The 18,202-nt window shown below is 50.5% G+C and carries 16 protein-coding genes; 5 read left to right on the top strand and 11 right to left on the bottom strand.

Going from position 1 to position 18,202, the window contains the following annotated elements:
- Positions 1-136 precede the first annotated feature (136 nt).
- On the top strand, positions 137-2,536 hold the full coding sequence (locus CRP01_RS08600; RefSeq protein WP_170110285.1) for a WG repeat-containing protein: 2,400 nt from the start codon (positions 137-139) through the stop codon (positions 2,534-2,536).
- A 35-nt stretch (positions 2,537-2,571) separates the two neighbouring features.
- On the top strand, positions 2,572-3,468 hold the full coding sequence (locus CRP01_RS08595) for a DUF6624 domain-containing protein (protein ID WP_099149622.1): 897 nt from the start codon (positions 2,572-2,574) through the stop codon (positions 3,466-3,468).
- An 18-nt stretch (positions 3,469-3,486) separates the two neighbouring features.
- Here the strand turns inward: CRP01_RS08595 and CRP01_RS08590 are convergent, their stop codons facing one another.
- Together CRP01_RS08590 and CRP01_RS08585 are read right to left on the bottom strand one after the other, a co-directional pair.
- Positions 3,487-4,527: an alpha/beta hydrolase gene (locus tag CRP01_RS08590; protein WP_099149621.1), complete on the bottom strand. Its 1,041-nt coding sequence runs from the start codon at positions 4,525-4,527 to the stop codon at positions 3,487-3,489.
- 144 nt (positions 4,528-4,671) lie between these two features.
- Positions 4,672-5,208, bottom strand: a complete 537-nt coding sequence (locus CRP01_RS08585; protein WP_099149620.1) for a hypothetical protein — start codon at positions 5,206-5,208, stop codon at positions 4,672-4,674.
- A 595-nt stretch (positions 5,209-5,803) separates the two neighbouring features.
- Between CRP01_RS08585 and CRP01_RS08580 the strand changes: the two genes are divergently transcribed.
- A complete protein-coding gene (locus tag CRP01_RS08580; RefSeq protein WP_099149619.1) occupies positions 5,804-6,817 on the top strand; it encodes an alcohol dehydrogenase catalytic domain-containing protein in 1,014 nt (337 codons plus the stop codon).
- A gap of 47 nt (positions 6,818-6,864) precedes the next feature.
- Here CRP01_RS08580 and CRP01_RS08575 read toward each other — a convergent pair whose 3' ends face one another.
- Positions 6,865-7,788, bottom strand: a complete 924-nt coding sequence (locus CRP01_RS08575; protein WP_099149618.1) for a LysR family transcriptional regulator — start codon at positions 7,786-7,788, stop codon at positions 6,865-6,867.
- A gap of 84 nt (positions 7,789-7,872) precedes the next feature.
- Between CRP01_RS08575 and CRP01_RS08570 the strand changes: the two genes are divergently transcribed.
- Positions 7,873-9,309: an NADP-dependent isocitrate dehydrogenase gene (locus CRP01_RS08570; protein ID WP_099149617.1), complete on the top strand. Its 1,437-nt coding sequence runs from the start codon at positions 7,873-7,875 to the stop codon at positions 9,307-9,309.
- A 173-nt stretch (positions 9,310-9,482) separates the two neighbouring features.
- Positions 9,483-9,812 carry a hypothetical protein gene (locus tag CRP01_RS08565; RefSeq protein ID WP_099149616.1) on the top strand — a complete coding sequence of 110 codons (330 nt, stop codon included), beginning with the start codon at positions 9,483-9,485 and terminating at the stop codon, positions 9,810-9,812.
- Positions 9,813-10,228: 416 nt separating this feature from the next.
- Here CRP01_RS08565 and mltG read toward each other — a convergent pair whose 3' ends face one another.
- The 8 genes from mltG to CRP01_RS08525 all read right to left on the bottom strand — a co-directional run bounded on the left by mltG (position 10,229) and on the right by CRP01_RS08525 (position 18,067).
- Positions 10,229-11,275, bottom strand: a complete 1,047-nt coding sequence (mltG, locus tag CRP01_RS08560; RefSeq protein WP_099149615.1) for an endolytic transglycosylase MltG — start codon at positions 11,273-11,275, stop codon at positions 10,229-10,231.
- A 212-nt stretch (positions 11,276-11,487) separates the two neighbouring features.
- Positions 11,488-13,257 (bottom strand): PQQ-dependent sugar dehydrogenase, encoded by a 1,770-nt coding sequence (locus CRP01_RS08555; protein WP_170110284.1) that lies wholly within the window; start codon positions 13,255-13,257, stop codon positions 11,488-11,490.
- A 653-nt stretch (positions 13,258-13,910) separates the two neighbouring features.
- On the bottom strand, positions 13,911-14,504 hold the full coding sequence (locus CRP01_RS08550; protein WP_099149613.1) for a hypothetical protein: 594 nt from the start codon (positions 14,502-14,504) through the stop codon (positions 13,911-13,913).
- A gap of 470 nt (positions 14,505-14,974) precedes the next feature.
- On the bottom strand, positions 14,975-15,586 hold the full coding sequence (locus CRP01_RS08545) for an MCP four helix bundle domain-containing protein (protein ID WP_099149612.1): 612 nt from the start codon (positions 15,584-15,586) through the stop codon (positions 14,975-14,977).
- A gap of 189 nt (positions 15,587-15,775) precedes the next feature.
- Entirely contained in the window at positions 15,776-16,303 is a 528-nt protein-coding gene (locus tag CRP01_RS08540) for a DUF6933 domain-containing protein (protein WP_099149611.1), read from the bottom strand.
- Positions 16,304-16,506: 203 nt separating this feature from the next.
- Complete coding sequence (locus CRP01_RS08535; RefSeq protein WP_143473320.1) at positions 16,507-16,956, bottom strand: hypothetical protein; 450 nt, start codon at positions 16,954-16,956, stop codon at positions 16,507-16,509.
- A gap of 74 nt (positions 16,957-17,030) precedes the next feature.
- Positions 17,031-17,591 (bottom strand): hypothetical protein, encoded by a 561-nt coding sequence (locus CRP01_RS08530; RefSeq protein WP_099149609.1) that lies wholly within the window; start codon positions 17,589-17,591, stop codon positions 17,031-17,033.
- 23 nt (positions 17,592-17,614) lie between these two features.
- Positions 17,615-18,067: a nuclear transport factor 2 family protein gene (locus tag CRP01_RS08525; RefSeq protein WP_099149608.1), complete on the bottom strand. Its 453-nt coding sequence runs from the start codon at positions 18,065-18,067 to the stop codon at positions 17,615-17,617.
- Between the last annotated feature and the right edge of the window lie 135 nt (positions 18,068-18,202).

Raw genomic sequence — 18,202 nt, 5'->3', positions numbered from 1 at the left:
CGCTACACGTACTTGTTGAATACTGCCAATTTGTTATTTTTGTAATCTATCATCGCTCTCCATAAAACAGGGATAAGGAATACCCGGCAAACGGCTCTGCCGGTGGCTGAATATGCTTTCTCCCCAAGAACCTACTATGCAAAATACCTACCCAGCCTGCGCTTTTTTTCTGATGATCATCCTCACCGCCTGCAGTAAAAGATCGGCCCTACCACCGGATGAACCGTTCATTTCGCGGGAAAAAATATACGCACAGTTTAATTACGATTGGATCGGTTCCTTTTCGGAAGGACTGGCCCCGGCCCGTATCGGTGCGGATTTTTTTGTGATCGGCCGGGATGGCCGAAGACTCTTTGATAACCCTTACGACAGCAAACGGATAAATTTCCACGATGGCCTGGTCAACGTGCGAAAGGACGGCCGATACGGCTACATCGACCGCCGGGGAAGAGAGATCATCGCTCCGCAGTTCTCAACGGGAGCCCGGTTCATCCACGGTCGGGCCCGGGCCGCCCGGGATGGACAAAGTGGCCTGATCCGTCGATCCGATCTCCGCTTCGATCCCATCGACTACGATTGGTATACCCTGCTGCTGGGCAACCGACAGTATCTACCGGTGGTGCGCAACGGTAAATTTGGGATCATGCGCCCCGATAAGCAGCTCGTCGTACCTATCCAGTACGATTTTTTGCTCGCTCACCGGGAAGATCTGCTGATCGCCCGGTCCGGTGCCCGATCCGGTTTACTCAATTACCGGAACGATACCCTGATCCCGTTCATTTATGAATCCCTGCAGGTCAACCGGGAGGGGCCTCCGCTGCTCTCGGCTAAAAAGGAAGGGAAGTGGGGCCTGATCAATCTGGAGCAGGATGTGTTGTTGCCATTTATTTACGATGAGATCTATCCCCGTGATAGTGGCCGGTATTTCCGGGTAAAGAAAGATGGAGGATACCAATTTCTCAATCAAAAGCTGGAATACTGGACCGATACGGTTTATAACTGGGTTTCGCCTGTTGGTCCGGAAACTTTGCTACTTATGAATAACCGGCAGAGCGTTTTGCTGGATCTGCAAAGCGGGCAGATCACGCCACTTCCTTATTCCCATATCCAACATTTCCGCGATGGGGTTGCATTTTTACGGGAAGGTGATCGCTACGGGGCCGTTAATCGGGACCTGGAGGTTATCATCCCCCCGGAATACGACCGGGTGCAATCTTTTTTCGACGGCCTGGCCTGGGTGGTCCGGGACGGTCAGCATTACCTTATCGATCGCCGGGGCGATCCCATTCATCCGGAGCCTTTTGATGATGCCCATTACTCCCACCTGGGCATCATGCCGGTGAAACGGGGCGACGCCTGGGGATTGATCAACCGGCGGGGCGAAGTGGTCACGGAATTTATTTACGATCAGATCAAAACCGTGGATGAGGTGGGCTTCATCGTGGGAAAGGATAGAAAAAATGGGCTGATAAACTTTGGAGGCGAATGGATATTACCGCTGGAATACAATTACCTGGCAGAAGAAAAGACGGGACATATCCTGGCGGAAAAAGATGGTAAATTCGGTCTATACTTCTTTTCCGGAAAGCCGGCTATTCCATTGGAATACGATGGGGTGCGTAACCTTGGCTATCGGTTCGGCAGCGGTTATCCCGCTCACTTTCGGGTGAATAAGGGAACGGTATACGGTATCTATAATGTAGAACAGGCGGAAGAACCTCCGTTTCGCTTCCAATCCATCGGGAGTATCCGCGACGGTGGCATGATCGCCCGGATTGAGGGGCAGTATGGCCTGATCGACTATCGTGGAACGGAGATCCTGCCTTTGGAATACAGTCGGATGATCGAGAAGGAGGATTACAACTGGATCGTACTGTGCCGCGAAAAATGCGGCCTCAGCGATCGGGCGGGCAATATTAAGATCCCCCTGGAATACGAGGAACTGGATTTCCTGCAACCCGCCTTTATCCGGGCCCGCCGGGATGGTCGCTGGGGACTGATCACGATTGACGAGACGGTCCGCATTCCCTTCGAGTACGAAGAATTGGTAATCAGTGGCGGCTATACCCGCGTCCGTCAGGACGGAAAGTGGGGCATCGTCAATCGCTTTCACGAAACCCTGGTGCCCATCGCCTACGATCAGATCGGCCGGGTATCCGACGGGATCGCCTGTGTCAGAAGGGGTGAACAATGGGGATTTGTGGATACCACCGGCGTATCGATCACGGCTATCCAATACGATGGTGTTCGGGCGATATTCAAAGGCTTCGGCATGGTGGAAAAAGACGGAAAATACGGCATGGTCAACGATCGGGGAGAGGAAGTCATTCCCATCGTTTTTACGGATATTAAAGTAAGTTATGACCGGCCGGATGGGGGAGATGATCCGCCGGGAAGTGTCCGTTCGCAGGAATTTCGGAGCTTTAAGGTGAAGCTTGAAAATTACACATTCATACTGGATCGAAACGGGGATTGCGCCGCTGATTGCCCGCCGCCGGCCGTGCTGGAACAATACGGGATAAAGCCGGCCCGCTAAGGCGGTTATTACCCAAATCGATAAAATACAAGAAAATGAAACTGAAACCGCTCCTGACCCAGACCATTCTGTTACTGGCTCTCCTTTCCTGCCGGGACAAAAGTGCCGGGCTTAATTCCGAAGAAGAGATCTGGCGACTCGGCTGGCATATGATCGAAAATTCCTGGAATGAAAATTTTGAAACGGCCACCGCTCAGTTTGATTCATTGCTGGCTACCGGAAAAGAACTGGATCCCAAATTCCTCAGTACGGGGCTGGAACTCAAAGTAAAAGCCGGGCAGTCCGATGCGGTGGCCGACATCCTCAGCCGGCAGCCCCGGGAAGTGTTGGAGGAGGTCTGCAGGAGAAAATTTGCCTCCTCTCTGGCCCCCTGTTCCCAAATACCGCCGGAAGTTGTAGAAAACCCGGCCCTCCAGCTGGAATTGATCAAAATGTATGTGGATGATCAGGCCACCCGGGGAAATATCATGCAGGATATGATCGAAAAGTACGACCTCAATGCCGACGAAGTGACCAGGGATCTCACCAATATCGTAGACGCACTCAACCGGGATCGCCTGCGGGAGATCTTTGCGGCCTACGGATTTCCGGATCGTAAACTGGTGGGGCGGCAAGCCATGCGGGGCATCTTTTTCATCATTCAGCACGCCGATGCGGATACCGCTTGGCAAAAGGCGCAATTGCCGCATATCGAATCGGCCGTCAAAGCGAGCGATCTGGATGGAGAAAGCTACGCGTATTTATACGACAGAATTAAAGTAAATGCCGGGGAAGAACAGCTTTACGGCAGCCAGTTCGCAAATGTGGACCCGGCGAACGGCATCGTGGAACTGGCCCCTACGGCCGACCCGGACCAACTGGACGAGCGCAGGAGAGCGATGGGCATGATGCCCATCGCGCTATATAAAAAGCTAATGTTGCTAAATTTGTGACCAGATTTTGCCGATTCACTAAAATACAAGCTGGATATGCAAAAAATCCAGCACTATTTTCCGGTATTCGTCAAACCGATCCGGGTCGATCCGGTGACCCGCCGCGGGGATGATCTGATACCTGGAGTTAGGGAAAAGCCGGAGATACTCCTCCAGAAAGCCCCACTTCTGGTTGTCACATTGCCCTTTAATGATCAGGAGTGGTGTCGGGCTATCCCGAATGGCCGAACGTTTGTCCTTAACTTCATAAAAACTGTTGACCGTCATCATGTGGACGTAATAGCCACCACCGCCCGGGTAGGGCGGCAGCCCTTCTCCATTGCAGGTGGTCGATTTACTCAATTGGTTGTTTAAATGGGTGAAAAACTGATCCGCTTCCCGATCGGAGGCTAGTTTCCGTTTAAAGATACGGGCCCAGTAATAAACCAGTTTACTCCGTAGATTATTCGCCCGTTCGTTTCCCTCCCGGTTGGAATACTTGGGTGCTGTAAGCTGCAGACTATCCGGCGCTTTCAAACCGGCCAGCTCATTTTTGATCGGCAGGATCGGTCCCGGCCCCGAAAGGATCATGCTTTCGACCTTTTCCCGGTTGCCCGCCAAAAATTCCGTAGCCAGCATGCTTCCCCAGGAATGCCCGAATAAAATAACCCGTTCGGCACCGATCCGTGCCACGATAGCCTCCAGGTCGGCCCGGTGCCGGGCCACCGAGTAGTCTCCGATCTCAGACAGGCGGTCGGAGTGACCGCTGCCGATCTGATCGTATAAATACACATCGTAGCCGGCTGCGGCTATCGGCCGGAAAAATTCGACGACCTCATCCTGGATCATACCTCCCGGCCCTCCGTGCAGGTAAATGATCGGTGCGTGGACCCGGCTGGTATCTCCACGGAGTAAGGTGTAGCCTATCCTGGATCCGGTCTCAAGTTCCCAGTATTGGGTGTCCGGTCTTTCCCGGAAGGGGGAAACATCGTAGTTCCGGGGAATGAAGAACACCAGCAATAGGGAAACCAGAAGGACCATACTGGCATAACCTAGTATCTTCAGCATCGATCTGAACATAAACGTAATTTCGGAGGAATTAAAAAATGTCTTTTGCCAGATATAATGCCAAATCGGAGAAAAGGTAACAGCTATACCGTTCTTTTCCGGGGACGTCCGGTGGAGTAGGAGCTAATAGCGTACGGACTGTTATCCGGAACCCATTCAAAAATATCGCCGCAGGTAGATTCCCCAGTCACCGAGCAGCCGGGCTTCGGTGTATCCACCCAAATTGGCCCGGGCCTCTACGGCCCAGTGATCGTTCAGCGCCCATCCCAGACCGGCGTGCACGGTCCCGCCCATCCAGTCCCACCCGCGAACGGCTTCTTCCAATATTTCCCGGCCCTCCGTATCGGTGATCAGCCAGACCTTGTTTTCCTGCGTGAAATTATAAGCCGCACCCAAACGAACGTAGCCCTTTTGGGCAAAATGCAGGGGGATCAGGGAGGCGTAGATCCTGCCGGTAAGGTATCCCTGCAGGAAGCGTTGCTGAATGCGCTCGTCGTAAGCGCTCGAACTGGTCAGTCCGAACCCGGCTTCCAGCCACGGCCGGAACTGATGGGCAAAATGGATGCCAATTCCGGGACCATCCATATCGGGCTCCGAGGCTACGTTGCTAAGTCCGATCTCCAGTGCCGACCTTTGGGCTGCAAGTGACAGGCCAAGTGATAGGCACAGAAATAGCAAACTGAATTTTTTCATGGTATACATTTTTGCCGGGCGTCGCCCGGAAATAATTCAGCGAGTTCCTCTGGTCGGTTAAAACGATGCTACTTTCGGGGCCATAGCGCTTCAGCGGCGCGGAAATGGATGCCCGTAGTTGCCCACGGGCATCCCAAACTCACCACTAATTGAAATGTATTGCTTTTGCTGAAGTGCGACGATCTATGCCGAATATCCTATGAGAAAACCGGCCAGATGACCTCCTGCCCCGTAAAAGACTATCGTTCGGTCGGGTAGGCGAATGCCTGATCAGAACGATTTGGATCATTGCCATAAACGGAGAATGAAATACAGGATCTGTTCGTACCCGGCATCCGGGAAAACGAACAAATCTTGCCGACTGGATCAACAGTCCCAAAACGTTACCGGGAATCTGACACTTGCAGAACGAAGTAAGCTCTTTCTAACCTTGATTTTAAGATATTCCTGGATATCGGTGAGATACCAGAGAACGCACGTAATTAAATACTAATGATAGAAATGGTCAAAATGCTGTATGGATTGTCAATTTATACTATTCAGCCTGATCATCCAAGCTTTTAATGTAATTTAAAGTTCTTAGATTACAGATCCTATGCAAAGACAAGTCTATCTACTCAAAGCCGGCCGCCTGGCCAATCTGAAATTGGTGACGGAAGAACTACCCGCTCCCCAACCCGATGAAGTAACCGTAGCGGTAAAAGCGATCGGTCTCAACTTCGCGGATATTTTTGCCATTTGGGGCCTGTACGCCGCCACGCCGGAAGGCATTTTTACGCCCGGACTGGAATACGCCGGGGAGATCGCCGCCGTAGGCTCCGCGGTAGAGGGAGTGAAAAAGGGCGACCGGGTCATGGGCGTTACCCGCTTCGGCGCCTATACTTCCCATTTGAATATTAATCACCGCTACGTGGTGCCCCTGCCCGAAGATTGGGATTTTGTGGAAGGCGCCGCTTTTTTAGTGCACGTCCTAACGGCTTACTACGGCCTGGTGAAACTGGGCGATCTACAGCAGGGCCAGAACGTCCTGATCCACAGCGGCGGCGGTGGGGTAGGTCTGATGGCCAACCGGATCGCGAAAAAATACAATACCTTCACCATCGGTACGATCGGTCGCCCGGATAAAGAAGCACTACTGCGGGAAGAGGGATACGACCGGGTGATCGTCCGGAGTAAACAATTTGCGGATGACCTGGAGCAGGCCCTGGACGGTAGGGATCTCCATCTGATCATGGAGTGTATCGGCGGTAAGATCCTTAAGATTGGATTCAACCAATTGGCCCCTATGGGACGGATGATCTCCTACGGATCCGCCCGTTACGCATCGGTTGGCAACCGCCCCAATTACCTGAAACTCCTGTATTACTACCTCACCCGTCCGAAGATCGATCCTCAGACGATGACTTCCGAGAATAAATCCGTGATGGCCTTTAACCTCATTTTTCTTTTCCACAAGGTTGATCTCATGCACGAGATGCTGGAAGAGATCGGGCAACTGGCTCTGAAAAAGCCTTATGTGGGCCACCGACTGCCTTTCGAAAAACTGGAAGAGGCGATCCTGCTTTTCCAATCGGGTAAAACGACCGGTAAGGTGGTATTGGAGGTTTAAACATCAGGTTTGGCATGAAGCCAGACCCGCTAGATCTCCCATTCCGATCAGTAGGCTTCGTACCAGTCGAAATGCTGCCGGATGATCTGACTCTTATTGGCGGTCAGATAATCCAACAGGGCGCTGGCGGCCGGACCGTGCCGTCGGCCTTTCTGCCAGATCAGCCGCCAGGTGGTTTGGATGGGCAAACCGGGAATGGGAATGATCTGTAACTGGCCGAGGGTAAGCTCGTTCTTGATCCCGATCAGGGGCATAATGGATAAACCGAGGCCGGCAATAACCGCCTGTTTGACGGCTTCATTTGAGGATAGTTCCAGTTTGCGGTTAACGGAGATATCCAGACTCTGGATGAATCTTTCCATGGTTTGGCGGGTACCCGATCCCGGTTCCCGGTGGATGAGCGGTATACTTTCAAAAAAAGTATTCAGGTTTTTGACCTTCTTTCGGGTAAAATCGGCATTGGCCACCAGGTAAAGCTTATTCTTGATCAGGTCCAACTGCCCCAGCTGCATATTGTCCGGAACGATGGAGACCAGGGAAAAATCTACCTGGTTGCGCGACAGGCTGTCCACTACCTGAGATTTGTTGGTGACGTCCATGGCCAGTTCGATCCCCGGGTGTAAGCGGAAAAAATCCCGCAGAAAAAAGGGCATAACGTATTTTCCCGTAGAAACGACCGAGATGGTCACCTTTCCCACCATCTGTCCTTTGTAGGCCATCGTTTTATTCTGGATGGCGATCGCCTGGTCAATAATGTTACGGGCCGCAACCTCGATCTCCCGCCCAAATTCCGTGATGTATAATTGCCGACCTACCACCTCCGTGAGGGGAATTTCGAACTGTTCCTGCAGCTTTTTTAGCTGGATGGAGACGGCCGGTTGGGTCAGATGTAGGGCTTCGGCGGCTTTTGTAATGCTTTGTGTATCAGCGATTTTAGCAAAGACCTGCAGTTGGTGTAAGGTGTAATTCATAAATTTTGTTTATGCTTAACATAACAAATATAAATAAAAATTTATGACCGACTCCCGCTACCTTTGTGCCAACAAAAAAAAATTATGCACAGAATCACTATTGCCAAAGGAGACGGGATCGGTCCCGAGATCATGGATGCCACCCTCCGCATCCTGCAGGCGGCCGGCGCGCCGCTGGAGTTTGACGAAGTCGAGATCGGTGAAAAGGTCTACCGGGCCGGAAATACGTCCGGCATTTCTTCCCAGGCCTGGCAGATCATCCGTCAGAACCGGATCTTTCTCAAAGCGCCGATCACCACCCCGCAGGGAGGAGGCTACAAAAGCCTGAACGTTACGCTGCGAAAAACACTGAACCTGTTCGCGAATGTGCGACCCTGCCGGAGCTATCATCCCTGTATCCAAACCCGGCATCCGGAACTCGATGTAGTGGTTATCCGTGAAAACGAAGAAGACCTGTACGCAGGCATCGAGCACCAGCAGACGCCGGAAGTCGTACAGTGCCTCAAACTCATCAGCCGTCCGGGCTGCGAAAAGATCATCCGTTACGCCTTTGAGTACGCCCGGCAGCACGGCCGGAAGAAGGTTACCTGCTTCACCAAGGATAATATCATGAAGCAGACCGACGGCCTTTTTCACCGGGTATTCCAGGAGATCGCTGCGGAGTACCCCGAATTTCAGTCCGAACACCTGATCATCGATATCGGTACGGCCCGCCTGGCGGATACCCCCGAACGTTTTGACGTCATCGTGGTCCCGAACCTGTACGGCGATATCATCTCCGATGTGGTCGCCCAGATCACGGGCTCGGTCGGCCTGGCCGGATCGGCCAATATCGGTACGAGTTTCGCCATGTTCGAAGCCATTCACGGCTCGGCTCCGGATATCGCCGGGGAGGATAAGGCCAATCCTTCCGGATTGCTGCAGGCGGCCCTGATGATGCTGGATCATCTGGGCGAGACCGAAGTAGCGGCCCGGATTAAAAATGCCTGGCTGAAAACCCTGGAGGAGGGCCTGCATACCGCCGATATCTTCCGGAAAGGATACAGCCGGCAACTGCTGGGTACTACCGCTTTTGCCGATGCAGTGATCGCCCGACTGGGTAGCCGGCCGGAGGTGTTGCCGGCGGCCAGTCCGGCCAGTCCGGAACTCATCCAACTACCCGAATACCAGCGGAAATCCCAACCCCGGAAAGAATTGATGGGGGTCGACATCTTTGTCGACTGGCCGGGAAAAAAGTCGGATGAATTGGCCGAGATGCTTAAGAATATTGAAGTGGATGGGGTACAACTTTCCATGATCACCAACCGGGGCATTAAAGTATGGCCGAACGGGTTCGAAGAGACCTTCTGCACGGATCACTGGCGCTGCCGGTTTGAGACCATTGCGGGGAACGGCATCAGTAAACAACACATCATTCAGTTACTGAAAAATGCCGAGGACCGGGCCATCGATGCGATAAAGACCGAAAACCTGTATGCTTTTGACGGCACGCCTGCCTTCTCAATGGGGCAGGGCCAGTAAACCACTATAAAACGATCATAACCTTATGGATCTGCAAACCTTATTCCTGGTGGGGACACAGTCACTCAGCTACCAGCAAACAGGAAGCTCCAAAGACCTGCTGGTCGCATGCTCCATCATCATCATGCTTCTGATCATTAAATTCAAATCATCACCTTTAAAACACGATAACTATGTCAAATAAGAACTCGCTTAAACTGGTAGAAGGAATTTTCAATGTGGAAGACGCTACCGATATCCTCTGCCATCTGCTGGAAAAGAAGATCAATTTTCACCAGTGCCGGATCCTGTCCACCTACGAACGCTACGGTAAAGAAGACAGCTATTCTAAAAACCGGATCGAAGAACTGAGAGCGACCCACGAGGCACTGCTGGAAATTATGCGGACCGCCCGGCTAACGGGGAAAAACCTGCAAGTGAACTCGGAGATCCTGCTTTCCATGACGGATGCGCCAACCACCTCGCAGACCGGCAAGCAGGCCCAGCAGGCGTCCGTTAACTGACCCGGATTAGTTCCGGCAGGTGAATGCCTGGTGTGTATTACGAACTATTGGATTCCGACTCCACGACTGTAATGTTCTGTTGAGTAATTTTTAGAACGGGCTTACCGTCCGGAACATTGGTTTCGGTTCGGTAAGCCTTATTTCTTTTAGATTGGCGGTAATAGAAATTAGAGTGTAAAAGTCCTGTAGGGACGAAATATCGGTAGCCCGTCCAATAGCTTGGTAGGTTCGGCGTGCTGTAGGTACGCCATGTGTTTTTACAGAACGTATCTACGGCACGTTAAGCTGGGAAATGGATTGTACTACTAAAGGTACATCTCTGCCAAATGTAACTCCTGATTCGCAGGGTAATCCCCAAATCCCCTCGCGTCAAATATCGTTACCGGCAGTAGACCTGGGACTTTCCGGGAGCAGCGCTACCGCTGCCCGGCCAGCCACTTCTGGTAAGCTGCTTTACCTTTCAGAAACTCGGAGGCGGTGGCGTAAAAATGATGCGAACCGTCATTGGCCTCTACATTCAGCACATAGTAGATATAATCCGTCTGAGCGGGCTGTAGGGCTGCCTCAAAGGCTGACTTGCCGGGAGAACCGATGGGGCCGGGCGGCAGCCCCTGGATCTTCCGCGTATTGTAGGGATGATCAATCTCGAGGTCACTTTTGTGCAGGATCTTATCCCAGCGGCCGAGCATTTTGGCGATGTAGACATTGGTCGCATCGATGCCCAGGGGAATCCCCTGTTCCAGGCGATTATAAATGACCGAGGATACCAACGCCCGCTCCGAATCGACTTTCGATTCCTTTTCGATCAGACTGGCAATGACGACGATCTCCCGTTTGGTCCGACCGATCTTGCGGGCCAACTCATCCCACTCTGGGCGCCAGACGGATCGGAATTGCTCCACCATTTTATTGATCACGGCTTTGGGTGGCGTTTCGAGCGCAAACTCATAAGTAGTAGGGTAGAGGTATCCTTCCAGATTGCCGGCCTCCGGGTCAATATCCCGGATCAGGCTGACATCATCCATCATAGCCAGAACTTCCTCATCGGTCACCGGCGGCTCGGCCGGGAATTGGGACGCTACCCGTTCGGCGATATCGAAGCGGGTCCAACCCTCCGGGATCGTAACGGTTTGCGTGCGTTTTTTTCCATCCTTTAAAAGTTCCAACACCTCCAACGGCGTGATGGGGGAGGGGAACCGATAATCTCCGGCTTCCATCCGTTCGTCCCGATGGAAAACCCGCAGATATATTTTGGTCGCCAGGGGAGCCTGTATGACCTGCTTTGACTCCAGGATATCCAGGATCCGATTCGAAGCCAAACCATTATCAATGGTAATATAGTCAGCGGCGTGGTCGTGGGATACCGCAGTGTGCACGGAATTGTACAGCCAGAAGGCAAATCCTCCGGCAACTACGACCATCAAACCAAAAATAAACAGCAATAATCGACGAGCGAACTTCATATATAGTACATTATCGTTTATTCAATACCTTAGGTATATGCAAAAAGTTCGCATTCTAAACGATAGAATAGACCTTTCCCGCATGAGGAGACGCAGAATATTTGTGATTTACCATCAACCCATCAACCCATCAACCCTCCACCATCGACCGTCGACCCTCAACCATCGACCGTCAACCGTCGACCGTCGACCGTCGACCGTCGACCATCCAATCACTGAACCACCGGATCCTCAACCCCCCGACAATCCACCACCTTATAAACCGTTCCATTACTTTTGGTCAGCACGTAAAGTTCTCCGGCCTGATCCGTACCCAGTCGGAGGTCCACCCGTTTGTTTTGGGTAATGGTTTCTAGGTCCGATGGTTGTCCGTCGAACAGTACCTGTAAGCGATACACGGGAGCCTGCTGCCCTTCGATCATGTCGGCTATCTCGGAGTAGAAGAGGGTGCCGCGGGAAATATCCCCAAAAATATACTTGCCCCGCAGCAACGGTAGCTGGCCGTTATAGACAAACCCTCCGGAAACGGCATTACCTTCATCATGGTCGTACTGGACAACCGGATAGGTATAAGCGGCGGTGGCATCATCATCAGGCAGCGGATAGACCAGTTCCGGATTGGCGTCTACATCGAATAAGAAGGTCCCTTCCCGTTGCGGCCAGCCGTAATCCGCGCCGGCTTTGCCCAGATTTACTTCCTCCAGACTGTGCTGACCGATATTGGTGATCAGCATTTTGCCGGAGCCGCCTTCATCCCAACTGATCCGGTGCGGGTTCCGAAACCCTCTGGCCCAGATTTCGCCCACAGCACCGGCCTGATCTACAAAGGGATTGTCCGTCGGGATGCCGTATTGTCCGTTGGCACTATTGTTACCTGCGGGGTCAATGCGGATCACGCTGCCCCAGATACTTCCATTATTATCACACAGAAACGGATAACCGCCCAGGGCCGCCCCACCGTCACCGATACCCAGATAGAGCATACCGTAATCGGCCGTACCGGGCTTCGCGAGAGGATTAAAGGTCAACTCCTGAAAACCGTGCCCACCGGAGACCATGTCCGCCCGCAACAGTTCCCGGTGGGAACCCGAAAAGTTGAGCGCCTGCGGATCATCTGCTTTCCACTCCGTTATGATCGCCTGCAGGCTCGATCGGACACTGTCCGGTACGGGGAAATCGGCCGTAGCAGTTCCCGGTGGTTCGTTGTGGGTAGTATAGAACAGGCCGTTCTGCTCAAAGTCGGGATGAAACGCCCAGCTTCCGAAGCCGGTACCTTTACCCGGATGATCGACGAAATCAGGAAGGGTTTCCGTCAGATCGAGATAGACGGAAAGATCGCCGTCATTTTTTACCTCGTAGAGCTTTCCGCGCAGATCGTGCAGGAACAGACGGTCGTTGGCGGTAGCGGCCATTTTGTTGATCCGTGTGATCGGCGTGACCTCGGCACTGGCGGGAACGGTAAATTGCGCTTGCAGTTCCAGCCCCAGATCAGACGTCGGGATCTTGTCGGCTACCGGATTGATCAGTCCGCCCGCCCGATTGTTCTTATTCCGTTTTTCTCCTTCCGAAAACTTATGAATGAAGCCGAGGATATCTTCCAGATCCTCGCCCTCGATCATCGGGAAAGGCGGCATATACTGCTGGTATTTTTCGAACAATGCAACGGCACGGGTATCCCCACTTTCGATGACCTCCACGGGGTTGTGGATAAACGTTTTCAACCACTCCTTATCTACCTCGGCGGTTACCCCGCTGAGGTTGGGCCCAATGCCGTTTTCTGAAAAATTATGGCAACTCGCACAGTATTGATTGAACAGTTCCATTCCGTGCTGCACGGGCATCTCTCCACGAACGTACTCCTGATCCAGATCGGCTTTTTCCTTTGACGCCCCTTCTTCGGGACTGCCTTTACAACTCGAAAAGCCAACACCCATTAGTACTAGTGGAACTCCAAGCCATAAAAGTGTTTTCAGTTTTGTCATTTTTCTCACGTTTGTTAAATGCTGTTTGAATTTGCGTCCAAATGCTAACATAGCACCTATAAGCTTACCGGCCGGGGGATTTAGGCACTTTTTTGTGACCGTAGTACTTTCTTAGTTGGTTTTGTGCCGGGGAATACGGAAAGAAAGGGAGAGGTTGCTAATAGTATTCCCAACGCTTCGGTCTCCCATCCACGGCGTACGTTACATTTGACGAAATTTACGCCATGGCACCTTATTCGTAAACGCGCAACGGGCAAATACACTCAATTGGCGAAGAAGCATTGCTCCGAACCGGCGCAGAAGATTAATTCAAGTGGATACTTGAATTGTAGAGGGTGGATGTTAGAGCGTAGAGAGACTGCAACCGATAAAATGAGCGATTTTGCTCCATTTTAACGATAGGTAATCCCTCTACCCTCTACCTCAGTTGCGTCGCACCTTAGATGAATTAGATCAGGAAGGGCTAAAGGTAGGCTTGATGAATAAGCGAAGCCGGCGGATCGCTTTTAGGGAAGATAGGAATAACGTCATGGGAAATTCCGCAGCCGCCCCGTGGCCGCCGCAAAATTAATGATCCGGGGAGCTGCCTGCTTTTGACCGACAGCTCCACCCAGACTATTTTTTCACCAGCAAAAACATCTTTGAGATGGCTTCTATTCAAATTCCAGGGAAACGTCATCAAAATAGACGTCGCCGGTAGTTCCGGGATGGTATACCAAATAAACCGTCAGACTCTTGGTCGTAGCTTCTATCGGGCCTAAACTCAGGCTGTATTCCGTCCAGTCAAAAGTGCCGCTGATGGGAGAAACACCCTGCGTGGTAGCAAATTGCTCGGCTGTTCCCGAAATATCAGGGGTATCATCGCCCCGAATAACGATGCCCACACCGTTGCCCTCCAGTTGACCTTTGATCATGGCCCGTAAGGTGAGTGATTTTCCCGTTGGGATGTCGGTATTCCGGTGTTGCCCCCAGTAGGTAAAACAATCGCTTTCCAGCGTGGTGTTGGAGATCTTTACCGATTTACTGGGAGAAAACGATTCTTCATCGGTCCACGAAAGATCGATATCCGTACAACTGGGGCCGGTAAACCAGCCGTTGGGAGTGCCGGAACCAATTTCCAGGTCGCCATTAGTCAGCAGTTCACTGGAAGATGATCCCATGGAATCATCATCGTCTTTTTTACAGCTAACCAGCAAAAGGGAGGCAAAAAACAGGAGCAGGAAGGATAAGTTAATTTTCGCTTGCATACAATCAGAGAATTAATTGAAGAAATTAGTGTTTGAAGTTATCTGCGGGACTACCTGAAAATAAGGAATGCTCAGGCAGTTTTTCTAAAATTACAAAGATTCGGCTGATTATGGATGTTTGAACGTTGAAACGTGGAAACGTTTGAATGTGGAAATGTGTGAATGTTGGCTTCCGGGCAATTAACGTTAACACCACCACATCTTCGTACCTTTCCACTGATGCCGGGATACGAGCGGGTATAGTTACCAATCACCAGCCGGATACCCAACGTATCCACTTTCACCCGTTCAAACCTTCACACTTTTCCACAGATGCCGGGATATGGGCGGGTATAGTTTACCGATCACCAGCCGGATACCCAACGTATCCACTTTCACCCGTTCAAACCTTAACACATTTCCACAGATGCCGGGATACGAACTGATGAGATTTACCGATCACCGTTCGGGTACTTAACGTTTCCACATATTCAATCATCCGCCGTGGCAACATCCTTCGGTTTATAAAGAATAATGATCTGAATGAGAACGGCGAGTAAAATTAAAAAATACACTTCCAGCCGGGTAAATAACTCAACGGTGGCCATAGCCTGTTCACTGATCGCCAGCTGTCTTTTGCCTTCTTCCAGTTGTAGCTTGGACAGGTCGTGGAGATTTTGCTTTACGTGGCGTAAGGCATCTTCTACCGCATCCGGGGGACCTGTCGAGCCGACAGACCGAAAACCCGGCAGTGCTTCCAGCGCTTTCAGATTAGTTTGCAGATCATCAAAAATTCTTGCTTCGGTGGGTGTCAGTTCGGTTTCCAGGTATCTCGCCATCAGGGCGCTGATCTCTTGATTAACGGCCGGATTCCGGCTGGTAAAAAAGTTTGTGTTAGTCGTTCGCCAGGCGATTTCCTTTTCCTGTACGAGTAAAGAAAACTCAAATATCAGGTCTTTGGCTACGAGCCGATCCTCGTAAATGCTGACCACGGAATCGGTGATCCGCCGGAAATTATCCCGGTCAATCAGGTTGGTCGCCACCACCAGTACAAAGACCAGTAAAATGCCCAATACCCATTTAATTTTGTTGAAAACGGTCATACGGTCAAATTCTAAGATTTTATGTAAACCTATTTTATTTAATAGTTTTACTATAATACCGTTGTGCCGTGAAATTGTTGGGTGAGATTCCGGATAAAAAGCAAATAGGTGATGGGGAAGGATTAATACCTCACTCGATTGTAAGGTAGATGATCGTGCCTAAACCTAACCAGTTGGCCGGGTAACGATCTATAGTTGCACCAATAGATTTTTCATTTCGGAAATAGAGTCGGTATAATCATGCCTGTTTTTTTGCTTCCCGAGCTGTATGGGGACTGAATTCAGCCGATTGTTTATAACTTTTATCGGCATGGTTTCGAAGGTATTAAACCGCTGCTTCCAACAGTCTATTTCAAAAAGCCTTTGATTTTGAAATCCCGTGGTACTTCGATCGTTGTCGGTGGGTAAAAACCGGAGCGCTCCGATCATTGAGGATAGAGATGCAGGATCCAGGACGATCCCATCGTAGGCTAGTTGTTCAGAGAGCGCAAGTATGAATATGGAATCTATATTTTTTAGATCGGGAGCTTTGATATTAGGCAGGATCAGGTTGTACTTGGTCGGCCCGTTGGTGATCAGCCAGCATTTCTTTCGGTCCAGAAGAAAGTAGGTCGCATTCCACTTCCCCAGTTTCCCATCTGGCTCGTCCTGATCGTAAGAAATTAATTTTTTAGCCAGTTTTTCCAGTTTTTTAGTCGTGTGGATCTTGGTGACCATAAGCTGTCGTATTGATTTGCGCCAATCATTCGGCGGATCAATTTAGCGGAAAAACCGAATCCGGTCAAGCGTCTGGTTCTGATAATATATATAGCACCGGTATTACCCCGCCAATCGCAAAAGTTCTGCCGCCATATTTCTTAAGTGCGTAAATAGGAGTTACAAGGGGTAAAAGTGACGGCCAGTGGAGAAACGTTACATTTTCATTTACCCTTGTACAGGCCATTCATCTTCACCACCTCCAGCAATTCCTGATCCTGAATGGAGTGATGGAAGATCATACTGTCCAGCCGATATAGCTTTTGCGGTGCTGAAAAGACCAATGAATCACCCTCTTCTACCATCTGACTGTACCAGAAATTGAAGTAGGCTGAGCTAGCGATGCTGGTCGTTTCGCCTCGGCAGCCACATTTCTGCGAGATTTTGCTGGTCTCCTGCAATGCACGGTCAAATAGCTGTAGGTAGCCATGCGCTGATTTTTCAATCAGTGCCCAATAGGAATAAGTCTTAAGAATCACGTTTTTACTAAAAAGATACTTTTTCAGCTGCTCTTGATCGGTCTGATCTCTAAATTGTTCGTACCGGGGATAGGAATCACTTTTCCAGGCGGTAATACCCACAAGTTCACACTCCACATATTTTCTTTTTTTCAAATAGTGGTAGGCATCCCGGTGGCAGGACCCTAACAGGATCAGAAAAAGGACGGGCAGGGAGGATTTCCAGATACTCACATGGATATTATTTTTTGCAGTCGTTTCCTTCTGGATACACATCTTAATATTTTGTCATTGACAGTGAGATCTCCGACAGTTTTTCCGACTATATACCGCAAATAATAATCGGTTGTTTCATAAACGTCTCCGTTTCTGATCAGCTCTTTTTTCCCATTCGACCGGATCGACTTTTTTTGGGAAGCGGTGATCTGATGGGCGCCGTCAAACCACAGTTCCAGTTTACTTTCCCGTTTACTGGACCACTGGTAGAATTCCAGGGCATGGATATCGTTTTGTGCGTAATGTGCCAGATCGAAATAGCAAAAGTTGTCCAGTCCGTCCACAAAATTGAAAGGTCTGAAAATGATGGTTCCGGTCTTGCCTAAATAAACATCGTGATGGCAACCCCGCTTGTTGGTCTTGTAAGCATCCACAAAATTTAACTCCTCCACTATTTCCAGGTCTTTTCTTATATCATTTCTAAACTCATCGTTTATGGTATCATAAACTTTTTCAATGGCTGCGCCACGCACTTGTATGATCTTGGGTTGCATCGGTTCCGGTTTGGTGGTCATGGGGGGATATTACGACGGTTTCTTTATTGTTTTTCAGAATCATTGAATTGCCACAATACATTCACGATCTGCCATTTGCCGTTCAACTTTACGATATGCATATAATCGATCCAGTCATCCGCAATGAGTTTTACGGAAGCGGTTTTATCGTACATATCCAGAATGATCACTTCCTTCCTGGGTTCCTTTGGGAATTTATCTCCTTCCAGGTTATAGGTTTCGGTCAGCAAGACCATCGCATCGGTAAAGGTTTCCCGCAAGTATTCCTTTCCGGTTTTTTTATCCGTCCAAAACGTTCTTTTGACCATTCGGGGATGAGCCGACCGGGCAAATTGCTCGGGCTGTACCTGGTGTTGAGATTCGATATAATCCAATGCGGCTTGTCTCACATCCAGAGAGTCTTTTTGCGTTTGGCCCTTAACGGAAAGTGCAGTAAGGGATAAAACGGCGAGCATCAGAGTAATAGGTGTTTTCATTTTGGGTTTTATTTTGGAAGTTATCGTAATTGCAGAACAACGACCCACCGGCCTACTGGCGGCAGCGGAAAATCGGGCGCCCATGAGTTATTGGTGAATACCTCTTCGGCTCGTGAATTATTGTGCAAAAAGGGA

Origin of the sequence: Flavilitoribacter nigricans DSM 23189 = NBRC 102662, assembly GCF_002646595.1 — a bacterium.
Classification (GTDB): Bacteria; Bacteroidota; Bacteroidia; order Chitinophagales; family Saprospiraceae; genus Flavilitoribacter; species Flavilitoribacter nigricans.
This window is presented reverse-complemented; position numbering and strand designations above follow the sequence as displayed.